The organism is Algoriphagus jejuensis (genome assembly GCF_039523455.1).
Lineage (GTDB): Bacteria > Bacteroidota > Bacteroidia > Cytophagales > Cyclobacteriaceae > Algoriphagus > Algoriphagus jejuensis.
In genome coordinates, this window is record NZ_BAAAFI010000044.1 from 94,973 (window position 1) to 111,930 (window position 16,958).

12 protein-coding genes are annotated in these 16,958 nt (G+C 48.3%); 10 read left to right on the plus strand and 2 right to left on the minus strand.

What is annotated here, in order from left to right; genetic code table 11:
- Positions 1–69: 69 nt before the first annotated feature.
- A complete protein-coding gene (locus tag ABD031_RS17705) occupies positions 70–4,164 on the minus strand; it encodes a LamG-like jellyroll fold domain-containing protein (protein WP_343853877.1) in 4,095 nt (1,364 codons plus the stop codon).
- Between the two features lie 412 nt (positions 4,165–4,576).
- Between ABD031_RS17705 and ABD031_RS17710 the strand changes: the two genes are divergently transcribed.
- From ABD031_RS17710 to ABD031_RS17725, 4 genes are all read left to right on the plus strand, one after another.
- Positions 4,577–5,179 (plus strand): DUF2179 domain-containing protein, encoded by a 603-nt coding sequence (locus tag ABD031_RS17710; protein ID WP_343853879.1) that lies wholly within the window; start codon positions 4,577–4,579, stop codon positions 5,177–5,179.
- Complete coding sequence (locus tag ABD031_RS17715) at positions 5,179–5,886, plus strand: tRNA1(Val) (adenine(37)-N6)-methyltransferase (protein WP_343853880.1); 708 nt, start codon at positions 5,179–5,181, stop codon at positions 5,884–5,886. Before ABD031_RS17710 ends, ABD031_RS17715 begins: the two co-directional genes overlap by 1 nt.
- A 356-nt stretch (positions 5,887–6,242) precedes the next feature.
- The gene (locus tag ABD031_RS17720) at positions 6,243–8,642 is read left to right on the plus strand and encodes a TonB-dependent receptor (protein WP_343853881.1); all 2,400 of its coding nucleotides are present in this window, start codon (positions 6,243–6,245) and stop codon (positions 8,640–8,642) included.
- Between the two features lie 4 nt (positions 8,643–8,646).
- A complete protein-coding gene (locus ABD031_RS17725) occupies positions 8,647–9,708 on the plus strand; it encodes a DUF4249 domain-containing protein (protein WP_343853883.1) in 1,062 nt (353 codons plus the stop codon).
- Between the two features lie 43 nt (positions 9,709–9,751).
- On the opposite strand, the gene ABD031_RS17730 is transcribed toward ABD031_RS17725, so the two are convergent.
- Positions 9,752–11,080: a saccharopine dehydrogenase family protein gene (locus tag ABD031_RS17730; protein WP_343853884.1), complete on the minus strand. Its 1,329-nt coding sequence runs from the start codon at positions 11,078–11,080 to the stop codon at positions 9,752–9,754.
- 118 nt (positions 11,081–11,198) lie between these two features.
- Here ABD031_RS17730 and ABD031_RS17735 point away from each other — a divergent pair, with 118 nt between their 5' ends.
- The 6 genes from ABD031_RS17735 (at position 11,199) to ABD031_RS17760 (ending at position 16,911) form a co-directional block, all read left to right on the plus strand.
- Positions 11,199–11,684: a cytidine deaminase gene (locus ABD031_RS17735; protein ID WP_343853885.1), complete on the plus strand. Its 486-nt coding sequence runs from the start codon at positions 11,199–11,201 to the stop codon at positions 11,682–11,684.
- The gene (locus ABD031_RS17740) at positions 11,681–12,328 is read left to right on the plus strand and encodes an alpha/beta hydrolase (RefSeq protein WP_343853886.1); all 648 of its coding nucleotides are present in this window, start codon (positions 11,681–11,683) and stop codon (positions 12,326–12,328) included. The genes ABD031_RS17735 and ABD031_RS17740 overlap by 4 nt, the downstream gene beginning before the upstream one ends.
- Positions 12,329–12,419: 91 nt before the next feature.
- Positions 12,420–12,857, plus strand: a complete 438-nt coding sequence (locus tag ABD031_RS17745; RefSeq protein WP_343853889.1) for a UPF0158 family protein — start codon at positions 12,420–12,422, stop codon at positions 12,855–12,857.
- Between the two features lie 66 nt (positions 12,858–12,923).
- Positions 12,924–13,406, plus strand: coding sequence for a GNAT family N-acetyltransferase (locus tag ABD031_RS17750; protein WP_343853890.1), 483 nt, complete (start codon positions 12,924–12,926; stop codon positions 13,404–13,406).
- A gap of 19 nt (positions 13,407–13,425) precedes the next feature.
- On the plus strand, positions 13,426–15,000 hold the full coding sequence (locus tag ABD031_RS17755) for a M1 family metallopeptidase (protein WP_343853892.1): 1,575 nt from the start codon (positions 13,426–13,428) through the stop codon (positions 14,998–15,000).
- Positions 15,001–15,129: 129 nt separating this feature from the next.
- Entirely contained in the window at positions 15,130–16,911 is a 1,782-nt protein-coding gene (locus tag ABD031_RS17760; protein WP_343853894.1) for a glycoside hydrolase family 15 protein, read from the plus strand.
- The last annotated feature ends 47 nt before the right edge of the window (positions 16,912–16,958 follow it).

The window sequence follows — 16,958 nt, forward strand, 5'->3', positions numbered from 1 at the left end:
TTTTGCGAAGGAAAACAAAAGACTGCTCCAAAGGATGAAGCAGTCTTTAGAATACATCCTTCAGTTCACTCAGAAATCCAAGGTCGAAAGATTCATTTGAGCATTGTTCCAGTTGGCAACCGTCACGATCAGATCATGATTTTGCGGAAGCTGAATTGAAGAGCTCGTGGTAATCGGATTGTTTGTCGACCTGCTTACCGTGAAGGCTTTCACTTGGACATTTTTCAAGGTTGACCGGTTTCCCAATCGCAGTATGCTCAGATCTGGACTGATTGTAATGTCCGTCTCGGCAGTCGGGCCACCACCGATTCCGCTAAAGGACAGGGATCGCACCTGATTGTTTACCATTCTGGAAAATGTCATGGTGAACTGCTTTTCGATCTGCGGGGTAAAACGGATCAAACTCGCATCAGCATTGACAATCAAGGTGTCGATTTGTCCCGGTGCGGTGTTTACGTCTTCCACCCGTATCGTGGTGCCATCCGGCATGATGCTGTTATAGGTATATTTTCCCGCCCCATTTCCGACGATTTTTCGGGTATAGTTTCGGTCCAAAGGAAGCAGGTAGGCTCCTTTTACCAAATAGCATGGATGTGAATCCGGAACTTCGCTGAAGATCTTATCATTGAATGTTCCCACACGCAATCCATTCTCATCGGTGATTTCCAGTTCTGCTGGACTGAGTAGAAAATCCAGGATAAAGCTGGTCAGACCAAATGGGCCGCTAAATGGCAGATCATGATCTGCCAATAAATAGTTGCCATTGCTCATGACTCCCAGGGTAATATTTTCTTCGCTGCAGAATTTGACCGTGTCGCCGCCATCGAAATAGTCGTAGTGCAACACCCCCTCAATCAGTTTGAATACCAGTCTGCAATTGGTATTATCAGCATGGTTGCAATCCCAACAATACATCTCTACGCCATCCAGACTAGAGATGGTCGTGAAATCTCCGGGCGACAATTGGGGCCCAGGATGGCCTTCCGGATAGACAAAGCGGTAAGGCATAATACAGTGAGAAGAACTCAATCCGTCGATATAACCTGCATCCCAAATCGCTCCTGAAGGGATGAAGAACAGCAACGGGGCATTTTCCCGGTCGCATCCCGTCATAAAAGTCCGCTCGATCGAACGGGCAGTTCGCTCAACCCTGGATACGCCTTCCCTGCTTTGGTCATGGAAATGAATCAGGCTTTCGCGACTGAGCAGCTTGCCATGAATTGCCGTTAGCATCGTGTGAATGCTGGCTTTGGAAGTAGAGATCGCATTGGTCTGTCCGGTCCAGAGCTTGTCAGCCACAACGCTCGCCAAGGAGGTGCAAAATCCAGTGGCAAGCCCTCCGTTGTCTTCACCTTTGAGAAAGTGTTCATAAAAGATGTAAAAGGCGCCGGTCAAAACCGGATGCCCGAACACCGGATCCAGCAGCTCATGCCAAACTTCGGCTGCACCAAAGGTATCTTCAAACGTCCCCCAAGTTGGAACGCCATCTTTGAAATTGTCGAAAGGTAAGTTGTGCACACCGTAGGTGAAGGGAATCTCCAGAACTCTCGGTTTAGCCGCTGTCCTGGCATTGGAAAGCAGCCCGTCGGGATTCCGTACTTGTATGGATACATTTCCTCCGGATGTCCCGGTGCCCGGAGTTCCAAGCATCACAAATCTCAGTCTGTTTGGGGTTAGAACTTCGGCGGGTATTGCTTGACCGTCCACCAGCGCTGTCGCCCCGTTCAAGAATGCTTTCCCGGTTAGTTCGATGGTTGCCATAGGAGCAAGCACTGCCGGCAAATTGTCCAGTTGAGGTTTCACCCGTATGAACAGCCTGTTGCTTTCGGTATTGTCGAAGGCTCGTCTCAAGAAAAGCGACTTTTTCCCTCCTGAGATATTGTTGGGAATCGTCACGGAAATACTTTCATCCGCATTGATGGTGGGAACCAAAGTAATGCCTCCCTCTAAGATCACCCGATCGTTGTTGGCAAATCGAGTCCCACGTATGGTGATATTATTCCCTGGAAAAACCTCCACCGGGTTCAATTCCGTGATATAAGGTCGAGTCAACAAATCATCCCAAGCATCTTCGCTAAACTGAAAGAACTCGTTTAAGGCATCTATGCCATTTCGGCTTCCATCTGAGCCCACTGCACCCGGCTGACCTTGCGCTCCACTTTTTCCGTTTCGGGCACTTTTGCAAACTTCTCCATTGCCACTTCTGCCGCCATTTCCACCTTGACCTCCAGAGCCACCAGCCCCTCCTCTTCCGGCCCTTCCACCTTCATTCTTGAGTCGAAAGGCATTGGCTGAAACGGTCTGCGCCAAGGTTCCATCTAACACACCGACGGTGATTTTGGCTCCGTTGCCACCGTTACCTCCTTTTCCTCCATTTCCTCCTCGACCACCGTCACCACCGTCACCACCATCTCCCGGGTCGGATACACAATGCTCGCCAAAGAACCATGCCCACTTTCCACCTTCACCGTTAGCACCATTTCCTCCTCGTCCGCCATTCTGGCCCTTTCCTCCCAATATTCCATCCTCGCCACTGAGATTAATGTTCGGAATATTTGTCAGGTTTTTTACCCAGATTTCAAGTTCGGGCGCATTGAATCCGTTCGAGCCGGTGATCCCTGAGGAGCCGCCCCGGCCGTTTTCACCGTCCAGTCCATGCCTGTTGTTTCCATTGGTGTGGATTCCCGACCATCCACGGCCGTTCAGTCCAGGGTCAGTCGCGCGAGGTGGAGTAGATCCTCCCGGCTTTTTCCAGGTGATCTCCGCGTTTGGACCACAAATTATCTCTTCTGCGATGATGATCAGCTTTTCGACGTTGGCTTCGATACTCAATCGGATATTTGTCAGATCGAGTACTCCTGCGATGATGACCGACTGATCCACTGGCAGCGTCGTCAAGGACATCATCTTGGCTTGAGTGGTCAGTATCGGCCAACTCTGGGGCTGTTTGCTGGCTAAGTTTTTCAGCATTTCAGGATTTCTGACCACCAGATTTTTAACATCAAGATCCACGACTGCATTGAGTGGTTGAGAAACTCGGGTGGTAGCCAAGGTCGGACTATTTGCGATTACGGCTTTAGGTAGGCGTAGACCTGTTCTCGGGGCGATAGTTAAATTGTCCAAGCGGGTTCCGAAGTTACGATTGGCCAATAGGATGCTGGAGGTTGGTTTTGCGGGTGCGTTTGCAGCCGGTGAGGTCGAGGGCTTGGTAGCACTGTCCGCTGCGGCCTTTAATACTTGGACGCTGTTTCGGTTGGGCAAAAATTTGGCTAGTTGAACCTTTTTCTCCGCTTCTTTTAGACTGCCAAAACCTGTTGCAATTGCATCCCAATCGACTACAAATCGATTACTCTTTTTAGAGGCAACCATGACCTTGCCTCTCGTAATATTCGTCGGGACCGCAATCTTCAATTTATCCAAATCGCTGAGTTTTTCAACACCCGCGGCGTTCATGATGTTTTTGATCGGGAGTAAGCGTGCGTGACTTTCGTCCCAACTCGACACGACCCGTACCAAAGCTTTCGAGCCCAATTTGGTTTTGATTACTGCTTCGAGCTTGAGACAATCATCTATTCTTTTTTTTGCTGAGGCCCTGTTTACGACTCCGCGTTTGATCTGGATATCGGCCACTTTTCCCAAAAATTGAAAAGCTCTTCCATCCATGCCAGTCGCCACACGGAAGCCCATGCCACCCACTGGAACCAGTTGACCGGGCATGCTTTTAGTTGCTACGACTTTGCCGTTTGCCTCCAGCGTATTCGTTCCGTTTTCCTCTCGGGAAAATACGACATGAACTTCTTTGTCCTGAGGCATCGCGCTCGTCGATGTGATCACCTGCCAGCCCTTGGAAGTGTGGACGCTGCCGTTGAGTTTTCCTGCATCGTCGAGAAAGATGGCCACCGGAGGAGATTGCGACTCCAATATATTCTGCCGACTTCCCGTGACTTTTTGGGGCTGAATAGTGGCCTCAAGGGTAAATGAAGCTGAATTTTCGATTCCTGGAATTTTGCCGATGTCGATAAATCCCCTGGTGACCTGGAATTCATTTTCTTTAGTTGTCGCGGCTATCTTGCCCAGCAGACTGACCGAATTTCCGGTCTCAGCTCCGTCAAACAACTCGTTGTTCTGAGAGCGTAAATAGAAAACTGTCTTTGAGTTTAACATGGTATTTTGGGTTATGTGTGAAAAAAATAGATGGGATTGACGGCGAAAATAGATGTAGCCCTAAATGGGATCTTCGGTAACGAAAGCGGGATTTTCCTTGAATTTCGAAGGCTGGCGGGTAGGTTTGATGCTGTTGTCGTTGTGAAAAAATGATTAGTCGATCATTGTCTTCGTGCTCCTCAGAGAGAAAGCAAGCGATCCGTGTTTGCACTCAGCTAATTATACAAATATTATTTTAAAAAATCAAAAAATTTAAACTCAAACGGCTAGATATTGGATATTGTGCAAAATATTATATGTTTAGTGTATAAATTTCAACAATAACTTGGCGGAAGATTATAGAACTGAGATTGGGCAAATAGTTCTTCGTCACAAAAGAAAGCGGTAAATTCGCGCTGAATTTTAAACACCGATGCAAGACCTATTTACCTCCTTGGGAATTTCCGAAAACCTGCTCAACTACGTGCTGATGCCCCTACTGATCTTTGTTGCGCGAATCGGGGACGTGTCGATGAACACCCTGCGGATCATGTTTATGATGAATGGGAAAAAGAGTATTGTCCCCGTTTTGGGTTTCTTTGAGGCTTTGATTTGGTTGCTGGCGATTGGACAGATTTTTCAGAATGTCGACAACCCTATCTCGTACCTCGCTTATGCGGGCGGCTTTGCTACAGGAACGTACGTCGGGATGACCCTAGAAGAAAAACTCGCGATCGGCCGCGTGCTCGTCCGGGTGATCACTCCGGAGATCCATCCGGAATTGCTGGAGTTTATGAAGGAAAGAAACTACCGATTTACCAATGTCGGCGGAGAGGGAAGATACGGAAAGGTCAACCTGCTATTCACTGTCATGAAGCGTGACACTCTTCAAGAGTTTATCTCCAAAGTCAAAGAAGTAGACGAAAAGGCCTTCTATACGATTGAAAGCGTAAAACGTGTATCCGAAGATGATCTTAATACGATGGAAGATCGCTCCGGATTCCGAAGCAAATTTTTCAGCAAAGCCCGAAATTGATGGGCAATTCCTGGTTTCAATTTCAGCAGTTTCGGGTAAATCAAGACCGCTGCGCGATGAAGATCAGTACCGATGCAGTCCTGTTGGGTTCACTAGCCAAAGCCGAATATCCGACAAAAATTCTAGATATCGGGACGGGCACAGGGGTCATTGCGCTGATGCTGGCTCAACGATTTCCAGATGCAACCGTCCGAGCGGTCGAGCTGGACGAAGACGCGGCAAATCAATCTTTGGAAAATTTTCAAGAAAGTCCATTTTCAAAGAGAATGAGCCTCTTTCAAGGTCGGATTCAGGATTTTCCGGCTGAAGAAAAATATGAGTTGATCGTCAGTAACCCTCCCTTTTTTCCAGACCATCTCAAGTCCCATGACGCCAAGCGCAACAAGGCACTTCACACCGACGAACTTTCCTTTGAAGAGCTGATCGGAAAAGTATCCGCACTCCTTTCGCCTTCTGGAACGTTTTGGGTGATCCTTCCTCCCCGACAAATGCGGGATCTGGAGCTCCTGGCGCTGAAGTCTGGACTTTTTATTTTTCAAAAAACCAAAGTCCAGGATATCGCAACCAAACCGATTTACCGGGAAGTCTGTGGCTTCACCTCGTCGAATCAGGATAAGAAATCTGAGACCCTCATACTTAAAAATGAAGATCTGAGCTATTCCGGTTCCTATTCGGCTTTACTTTCAGAGTTTTTGTTGGGTTATTAAAAAATCAGGGTGTTATTTTTTGATTTTTGAAGAAAAATTCAGCCGAATTAAAAATGGTAGGTTGTAATTATTTGGCTTTTTCTATTTTTGATTTCACCAACCACCACTCCTTCCAAGGTCTTGCTGTTTTACGCATTTCCCGATCGGAAATAACAATGCCAAACCGAAACGATGTTTGACGTTCCGGTGAGAAAGGAGGCATTGGTTACCATGAATTTAGTCTGCATGGCCCGTAGTTTATTATCCCATACTCTGGACCTAGCATCCGACCCTGTGTTTCAGCTTTTCACCACGGTTTGCTTCCCAGTTCCAAGGGAGTCTGCCGATCTGATCCCAAGGGGATTTTACACCTGTCTATGAAAAAAATATTACTCCTTGCGCTTTTCTTGCTAGGTCAGTCGGCTTGGGCTCAGACTGTGACTCCCGGCAAGCGAGAGGTTGTCGGTCGCGACATCGGACAGCTCAAAGGCATAAAAATCCAAGGACGAATCATCGACGAAATCACCGGAGAGGGCTTGGTAGGTGCAACCGTCTCTGTGCCCGAACTGGACGTGACGCGTGTCACCGACACAAATGGAAGTTTCGATCTTGTTTTAAGCCGGGCTGAGTACAACCTGCAATTCAGATATGTGGGTTACGAGCTTATTGACTATCCGATCACTGCGGTTGGAGATGGGCGGCTGACTATCCGGATGATTCAGGAGGATTTTCAGCTGGACGATGTGGTGATTTTTGGCAGAGATCCTGAGAAAAACATCCGCTCCACGGACATGGGAGCGGTCACTTTGAGCATGAACACGATCAAGGAACTGCCCCCTTTTTTGGGAGAAGTGGATATCGTCCGATCTCTGGCCACGCTTCCGGGGGTAAGTCAAGTCGGGGAAGCCTCCTCAGGACTAAATGTCCGTGGTGGAGGAGTGGATCAAAACCTGATTCAGTTTGGCGGAGCCCCGATCTATAATCCTTCGCACATGTTTGGGCTTTTCACAGCTTTCAATGCCGACATGGTCAATGACGTGACACTTTATAAGGCCGCCGTTCCCTCCAGATTTGGCGGAAGGAGCTCTGCGATTTTAGATATTTTGCCAAAGGCTGGTGGAGTGGATCACTGGGGAGGAGACCTGTCCGTGAGCAACTACTCCGGAAAGATCTCCTTGAACGGCCCACTGGTCAAGGACAAAGTTTCGATCTTAGGCGGCTTTCGGATATCCTACATCAATTGGTTTTTGAAGGCGATGAGCAATGAGACCCTGCGAAACTCCAACGCCAATTTTTACGACGGGAATATCATCATCAGCGCTCCGGTGTCGGAAAACAACGAGTTTACTTACAGCTACTACACCAGTTACGATGATTTTGCTTTTTCCTCCGATACGACCATTTCTTGGAAAAATACCGCTCATTCCCTTCAATGGAAAAGTAAACTCAGTGAAAAACTCAGTCTGGATGTCCTCGGTTACTATACCGTCTATGATTATGGGATTTTCAATGAATCCGGGATCAACGATTTTAGGATCAACTCTGACATTAAGGATCTGGGGGGACGGGTAAATCTGTTCTATGATTTCAGTCCGACCAGCAAGTTTTCTTTTGGCGGGATGTTTAAGCAAGTCGGCATACAGCCGGGTGAACTGATACCGGAAGGGGAGGAGGATATTTTGCCTCAAAAGGTGCAGGACGAACTTGGGCGAGAGCTGGCGGCTCACTTTCAGCACGAGTTCGAACTCGGAGAAAAATTTGGATTTTCTTATGGGCTGAGGTATGATGTCTACCAATATCTAGGCCCTCGTACGGTGAGAGACTACGAGGAAAACGAGCCGATTTCGGACGGAAGTGCCATATCGGAAACGGTGTATTCGGACGGGGAGGTTATCCAAACCTACAATGGGTTGGGGCCTCGGGCTTCCGTTCGGTATTCCTTCAATAAGTCCAGCTCGATCAAACTTGGCTACAACAAGATGTACCAGTTTATCCACTTGATCTCAAATACGGCCACCATCGCCCCTTCCGATGTATGGAAGCTGAGCGATCAATTCCTTGCTCCGCAGATCGCAGACCAATATTCGTTGGGATTCTTTAAGAATTTCAAGGGCAACATCTTCGAAACCTCGCTGGAAGTTTATTACAAAGACCTTCAGAATGTGGTGGAATACAAGGACGGCGCTAACCTGATTCTCCAGAATGACATCGAAACTGAGCTCGTCCCGGCTGAAGGACAAGCCTACGGCTTGGAGCTTTATGTGAAAAAGAACCTTGGTAGAATCACGGGTTGGGTGTCTTATACCTACTCCAGGTCGCTGAGAAGGGTGATCACCTCATTTGAGGAAGAAAACATCAACGATGGAGAATGGTATGCGAGCAACTTTGATAAACCCCATGATCTGACGCTGATAGGAAACTACAAAATCAGTACAAATACGTCAGTATCCGCGACATTTGCCTACAGTACCGGAAGGCCGGTGACTTTGCCGGCGGCAAAGTTCGACTATTCTGGCAACACGCTGGCTTATTTTGCCGACCGTAATCAAGGTCGACTGCCGGATTTTCACCGACTGGATATGTCGCTGAATTTTAAGTTTGCAGGTGAGGGCAAGTTCTTTGATGGCAACTGGACCTTTTCCCTACTGAATGTATACGGCAGAAAAAATCCATTCTCTGTCTATTTCGATCATTCCGAAGGATCGCCGCCGCAGTCCTTTAGACTAGCCCTTTTGGGCGTACCTCTTCCAAGCTTAAGCTATGCAATCAAATTTTGACAAGATGCTAAGACGACTGATCTTTTTAGCTTTGATCCTTCCGGTGGCCTGCATCGAACCTTACAAGCTTGACGTTCCCGAAGGTGAGCAGCTCCTTATGGTAGAGGCAACCATCACCTCCGGCCCTGGGCCGCATGCCGTGACGCTCACTCGAACGGCAACGTATGGTAGCATCTTTGAGGCCTTGATCAGGCCGGTGACCCAAGCCACGGTAGCGGTTCGTGACGAGTCCGGGGCTACGACGATACTTACAGAAAGCTCGGAAGCAAGGGGATCATACTTCACTTCGGCGAGTTTCCAAGCTGAAATCGGCAAGTCCTATACGCTTCTGATCGAGACGATAGATGGAAAGACCTATGCATCACGTCCGGAAAAAGTCGAATCGGTGCCTGCGCTGGAAAACGTCGGGATTCGTACTGTGGTGATCGATCAAGCCGGCGGCGAAAATCCCAGATCCGGAATTCAGGTGATCGCGGAGGTGAATGACCCCGGAGACCAAAACAACTTCTACTACTGGAGAAACGGCCCTGCAACGTACGTGTTGGAGACCAGACCGGATCTCTACACACCTCCGACGTCCCCCGCAAACCCCGATCGGATACCTCAACCAAAGCCCTGCTGTTTTACGTGCTATCGCACTGAGATTTCCAGCAACCGGAGCATGTTTGTCGAGACAGACGATGACTTCAATGGCTTGACGACTCATATCCCTGTTGCCTTTATAGAGGACGATGGTAGGCGATTTGTGCGAACATTCAGAATTGATGTGAAGCAGCTTGGGATCTCTCAGGAAGCCTATCGATTCCTGCGCTTAGTCAAGCAACAGGCGGAGATCAGCGGCTCCGTTTTTGACCCACCTCCTGCAACTATTCGGGGCAACATGACCAGCTTAGACAATCCTGAAGAGGTGGTTCTTGGGTATTTTATCGCAGCGGGTGAAACTACCAAGCGAATCTACGTTAACAATTCAGACCTTACTTTTCATCAAAATAACGCATTGATCCCAGACGATTGTCTGACGGTTCAGGGCACCTCGGTGAGTCCGCCGGCAGATTGGAAGCCCTAATCAAGAAACCAAGCTAGCCTGCTTCTCCAGAAGCAGGTTTTTTTTAGAACGTAACGGTCTCTTCAAACCCGATTCCCCATTTTTCCAATTCTGCCAAAATAGGATTGTAAAGTTCGGGGAGGATAGGGACATGCAGTCCGGTCAGCGGGATTTTTCCATCCAAAAACAGATCTACCGCAATCGCCAGCGGTAACCCAACGGTCTTGGCCATGGCCGTGTAGACTGAATCCTGCCCGAAACTTACCAAACTGGAACTCACTTTTTTGATGCCTTCGGTAGTTTGGATCTCAAACAGATGCTTCATCACGATCATGTCCTTGTCTTCTGGCTGTAGCTTCCAGTCGATTTCCAAGATGGCTTGCAGGAGTTGTGCGGGAGTACCTTTGGTTATGGGCAGTTTTCTGTTTTCGAAAAATCCCAACCATTGCAGCTTTTCGAAAGTTGGGAAATCCAGTTCGGGGATTACTTCAGCGAGTTTTTCCTCCACGCTCAGTTGCGAATGAAAGGGGAGGAAAGCATTCAAAAACTGCTTCAACGTAGCGTCATCGGGCATTTTCATCTGAAAGGAATCATCGGTCATCCCTAGCTGAACAAAGACATCCCAGGCTTTGCAGTAACCCGCTCGGCGAAGTGTCCCTCGAATCATGGTCGGAATATCCTCCAGTCCGTACACCGTCCGGTAGCTGAGTGAGTCCCGGTTGGGATAGCCATCGAAGTCTCCCAAACCGCGAAAACTGATCGTTTCAGTCCGCCGGAAAAGCTGGTGGTAGGGGACATACTTCAGCTCACCGGTTTGGATGTACCGCGCAGTCGCCTGCCCAGCCAACACGACATTTCTGGGGTTCCAGGTAAACTTGTATTTCCAGGGATTGTCCTCGGATTCCGGTGCCAACAAGCCCCCGCAATAGGATCTGAAGGAGAGGATTTCCTCGCCCTTGGCTTTCGCATCATCGATGATCTTCATCGCCGACATGTGATCGATCCCTGGATCCAAGCCACATTCATTTAGGAAGAAAAGGTCTTTCCTTTCGATTTCAGGCCTCATTTCCCGTAGGAAATCGGATTCATAGGAGGCGGAAAAAAAGTGCTTTTCCAGCTCGATGCAATCTCTGGCAATCATGGGGTGCATAGCTGCCGGAAGCATGGAGATGACCACATTGGCTTGACTGAGGAGTGATTTTCGTCTCGTCCCATCCTCCAAGTCCAGCTGCTCACCTGTAGTATAGCGACGGCCGTGAAGTTTGTGATTGACCGTATCCAAATTCAGATCAGCCAGGATCAGACGCCGGTTTTTTCTTTCACAGCTTTCTGCCAGATAGTCAATTAAAAAAGTGGCCGATTTCCCGGCTCCAAGGATTAAAATCGTGTTCATCGCTTGAGGGTTACGGTACAAAATTGGGAATATATTTGGCGGAAACAGCCCTATTAAAATTAATTAAAGAACAATTCCTTACTTTGACGGTTTGGTTTTTTCTAAACTGAATTTTACTGTGAAAAAGATAATTCTGAGTTCAGAGATCGAGGAATTAAGTCCTGAAGAGTTGGATCATGTGGAGCAGACCTTGCTTTCAAGAGCTCAAAGCGTGGCTAAAATGGCTTACTCACCCTATTCTGACTTTCAGGTGGGTGCCGCAGTCCTGCTGGAAAATGGGGAAGTCTTTCAATCTTCCAACCAGGAAAATGTCAGCTTCCCGGCGGGTTCCTGTGCAGAGCGTCTAGTCCTGGGTTACGCCGGTGCCAACTATCCCAACTCAGCTCCCGTCATGCTTGCCATTGTCGCCAAACGCGCGGCCGACGAAAACTGGGCAGATGTGTCTCCCTGTGGCATTTGTCGCCAGACAATCAACGAAGCCGAAAAACGCTTTGGAAAATCTGTCACGGTTCTGATTTTGACAGCTACTGGAAATATCCTACGGGTCAGAGGAATCTCTCCACTTTTGCCGTTGAAGTTCAATGATTTCTTTACCAACTCGTGAAAACATCCATTCAGTTTCCGTACGAAGCACATTACTATCTCTCCAACGAACCATCGTACGAGGAGCGAGAAATCTGGCTGGTTTTGCACGGATATGGGCAGCTCGCGGAGTTTTTTGTCCGAAAATTCAAGACTGTTTTTTCACCGGACAGAATTTTTATTGCGCCCGAAGGGACCAATTACAATTACCTAGAGGGGTTTCAGGGGCGTGTTGGTGCCAACTGGATGACCAAGCACGAGCGGGAAACGGCTATTGCAAACAACCACCGGTTTTTGGACACCTTACTCGATTCTTTTCTGGAAAAATATCCGCATCGGCCAACTATCCATGTCTTGGGATTTTCTCAAGGGGCAGCCACAGCGACCCGCTGGGCAAGTCAATGGGACGGAAAGATTGACACGTTGGTACTTTGGGCGGGTGGATTTGCTTTAGACTTAAATCTTGAAAAATCAAAATCGGCATTTCGGGAAACAGAGGTGATTTTGGCAGTCGGAAGCGCGGACGAACTAATTACTTCTGACCATGTGATCCAGCAGGAGGCATTGATTTCCAGCATGGGAAAGGATGTTTTGCGACTGTCGCATACCGGTGGACATGAGTTGGATGCCGGGCTTTTAGAAAAAATCATAAATAGAAAGAAATGAGACTATTTTTTAGCCCGGAGATTGCTATGTTTGAAACAATTTGACGAAATTTTAGTCTTCGTTATTTTTCGATAAATCTTGAATCCAATACATGCTTTCGCTTACTGAAAAAGAGGTAGATACTATCGCTACCCAATTATTGAAAGGAATGATCTGCTTCTATCGCATAGACAAGAAGAAGATCCACCAAATGCCCGACGACGAAGACTACTTCAACTACGATCTGACCAAAGAAGAAGAGGATGTTTTAGACGAAATTGACGAAGATCCGGACAATTTTGCCGAGTTTACCAAGATGGAGCCATCGCAAGAGCATCAGATGATGCAGGACTTCGTGGATCGCAAAATCAAGGAAAAAAGCCTCGCCGAAGATCTGGTCAATGCACTCAGCAAACCAAAGGCAGCCACCGGGTTTAAGTTTGTGATCGATGGTTCCAAGTACAAAAGCGAATGGGTCGAGTACCGTAAGGACAAATATCTGGACTGGGTCAAAGAGCAAGTTGACGCTTTCAACTACGCAGAAGATTAAGAAAATATCGCCCAATGTTTCGTTCGGGCGGTTTTTCGTTTATCTGACAGCTGGCTAATTTGCGCGATGGAAAATTTTTCGATCCGAAACACGCTGAGATCAGGCGATCTTGGACAGGTCGCGTACCTCCATGGGAAGATCTACGCCGAAGAGCACGGTTTTGGATTTGGTTTCGAAACCTACGTAATGGAAAGCCTCGTGGAATTTCATCGGCAATTTGATCCCGAAAAAGACCGCGTTTGGGTCGTAGAGGCCCAGGGCAAAATGGTCGGTTTTCTGCTCCTCATGCATCGCCCGGAAAACCAGGCTCAATTGCGGTATTTCATCCTTGAAAAAGCTTACCGGGGAATTGGCTTGGGGAAAATACTGATGGCAGAGTGGATGGCTTTTTATCATGAAAAAGCATACTCGTCCGCTTACCTCTACACCACCTCAGGACTCGATCCCGCTGTTCACCTCTACAAGAGCGTCGGTTTTCACAAAGATTCAGAAAGCCAATCGGTAGAATTTGGTGTGCCGATGAATCAAATCCTTTACCGATTCCCGTGAAGTTCCATTCCTATTTGACATGAAAAAACCAGCTATCCTCTCGATATTGACCCTTTTCGCCCAACTCACGTTAGCCCAAGGCTGGGATTGGGGTGGGCCAATGGACCCCTTGCAGCAGAAGTTCAAAGTCCGGCATTATCGATTGGAGTTGGAGTTTTTTCCCGAAACCCAAAGCATCCAAGGTTCCAATACCATTACCTTCTCTGCTGACGAAAAACTGGACACTCTTCGACTCAATCTCATCGATGTGTATCAGGTCGAAAAAGTCCTGATGGGAGGCAAGGAGGTGCAATTCAATCGTCATGACGATTTAGTGGATATCTTCCCTGGCAATTGTGACTGCGATCAGGTGCAGGTCTTCTATGGCGGTAAGACTCCGATTGCCCAGGACCCGCCCTGGGAAGGAGGGTTTACCTGGGAAAAGGACCAGTTCGACAACTATTGGATGGGGCTGTCCGACCAAGGGGATGGTTCGCAGGTCTTCATGCCGGCTTTGGATCATCCCGCCAGCGAACCCAGCGCCGGAGCGGACATGATCCTCACAGTACCAAAGCCGTACTTTGTCGCTTCCAACGGACGACTGATCGAGACCAAAGAAAGTGAGGATAAACTTACTTACCATTGGGCGACTACCTATCCGATCAATGTGTACAACATCAACTTTACGATGGGTGTTTTCCAAGAGGAAAAGCTGGACTTTCAGTCTGTTTCCGGGCAAATCGTCCCAATGCACGTTTGGGTTTTGCAGGAAAATCGGGCAAAAGCCATGGCCTTGCTTGAGGTTTTGAAGGTGAGTGCGGAAACACAGGAAAAGTATTTCGGCCCATTTCCTTTTCCTAAGGATAAGATCGCCGTCGTCGAGACTCCTTACCTCGGAATGGAGCATCAGACGATCAATGCTTATGGCAACAATTTCCAATTTGTGCCCATGGGAGATACCCAATACGACTGGTTGCTGCATCACGAGCTGGGTCATGAATGGTTTGGCAACAAGATCTCCGTGGCGGATTTTGCTGACATGTGGCTTCATGAGGGCCTGACTGCCTATGGAGATTTCCTGTTCTATTGGGAACACGGTGGGGCAGAGGCCTATTTTGGCAAGGTCAAGACTGACTACAAATCTATCCCTCACCAGAAGCCGGTCGTCAGTCCGGTTAACTCCACGGAGGAAGTGGCCTATCACGGGGAGATCTACTCCAAGGGTGCCATGGTCATCCATTCCCTTCGGGGGATTTTGGGTGACGAGGTTTTCTTCCCGATGATCAAAGCCTTTGCCACTGATGAACGATTCACCTATCAGAATATGGTCGACACGCAGGATTTTACGGATTTTGTGCAGGAGTATTCCGGTCAGGATCTTACGGGTTTTTTCGATCTCTATCTCTACAGTACCGCGTTGCCAAAACTTAAGGTGGGAAAAAGGGGCAAGTCCGGTTATGCCATTTCTCTCCAGGGAATTGACTTTACGATGCCGGTGGAAATCCAGACCTCCGACGGGCTAGTGAGAGTAAACCTAGGACCGAAACCGGCTGAAGTAAACAGTGCCACACCGCCTATCGTGGATCCAAACGGCTGGATCATGATGGAGCGATAAAGCAGGGTTGCACTTATTTTGAGTGAATTGGGAGATTCCGTGCCAGTATCTTGGATGCTATTGCCGCTTTTAGTTTATTGAAAGCTGCCCTATTGCAATAGCATTTTTTTTAACCAAACCACTAGCTAAATGGAAAAGCACCTTTATGATTCCGGCTTGATCGGAAATTGCAGCTTTATCGCCCATATTCAAAAGAACACCAACATATCCTGGCTTTGTATGCCAAGATTTGACTCAGACTTTTTGTTTGGGGGGATTCTCGACAAGGAAAAAGGAGGAGAGTTTACGATCCTGCCAGGTACAGAAAACTTTAAATCCACTCAGACTTATCGGGAAAACACGAATATTCTGGAGACGGTCATCAAGACAGGGGATGAGGCTTATAAAGTCACGGATTTTGCTCCGCGATTCAAAAACTTCGACCGCTATTACCGCCCGCTGATGATCATCCGGAAGATTGAACCAGTCAAGGGCTATCCCAAAATCACAATCAAATGCCAGCCAGTAGGGGAGCGGGGTACGGTCAAGCTCAAAGGAACGCAGGGCAGCAATCATATTCAGTACCGGAGCTATGATCAGGAAGTACGCCTGACAACCAACGCGCCGCTCAGCTTCATCGTCGAGGAAAAAAGTTTTGTATTGCAGCGCCCGATCTATTTGGTGTTCACCTATGGTCGTCCGCTGGAAGCACCTATCGAAATGACCGCGGAGCAATTTCTCAACTCTACCACGGAGTACTGGCATAGCTGGGTCAAGTCCACGAGTATCTACAATTTTCATCAGCGGCTGGTCTTACGATCCGCCTTGATTCTCAAGATCCACCAATACGAAGACACCGGAGCCATCATTGCCGCCTCCACCTCTTCGCTACCGGAAGCCCCCGGCTCTACGCGAAACTGGGATTATCGCTACTGCTGGATCCGGGATAGTTACTACACGCTGACCTGCTTCAATAGCATCGGTCACTTTGAGGAGTTGGAGAAATATTTCGAATACATCCAAAACCTGCCTACCGTCCAAGACAACCGATATCAGCCTTTGTACTCCATTACGGGTGACTGGTTTTTGACAGAAGAAATCTCCCCGCTGGAAGGTTATCTAGGCAACAAGCCGGTACGCTTTGGGAATTTGGCCTACACTCACGTTCAAAATGACCTTTACGGACAAGTCCTTGTCTCCCTGCTTCCGTTGTATTCCGATCACCGATTCACAGCAAAAGAGAAAAGCTACTCCGAGCCGATGATCATGAATCTCCTCAACAAGATCGAGCACACCATGCACGAAAAAGATGCCGGCTTGTGGGAATTCAGGAATCTGGCACAGCAACATTGCTATACCTTTTTGTTCCACTGGGCAGGAGCGTCGGCAGCGATGAAGATTGCCAATCGCCTCAAAAATCAGGAGATGTACGCTAAGGCTGTCGAACTCAAAGCAGAGGCAGCCAGAAAAATCGAAGAGTGCTACATTCCCGAGAGGCAAGCCTATGCGCAGGCAATCGGATCGATCTACATGGACGCAAGTACCCTACAGCTGATCACGATGGGCTATTTTGGGAATGACATCGAGCGGGCAAACAATCACCTCAAAGCGCTGGAAGGCGAGCTTTTGGCAAAGGACTACCTTTTTTACCGCTACAAGCACCAGGACGATTTCGGGACGCCGGAGACGACCTTCCTCATCTGTGCGTTTTGGTACATTGAAGCGCTGGCTTGTGTGAATCGACTGGATGAGGCGATTGAGGGATTTGAGACGCTGACCAAATACTGCAATCACCTTCAGCTCTTTTCTGAAGATGTAGATCAAAAAACGGGTAGCCAATGGGGCAATTTTCCGCAGGCCTATTCCCATGTGGGGCTGATGAATGCAGCATTTCGCATAGGGAGAAAGCTGGACAGGCCCAATTTTCTCTGAAATATCCTACGCTAAAAGTCCAAAATCCCTGAATAGTCGCCACTAAA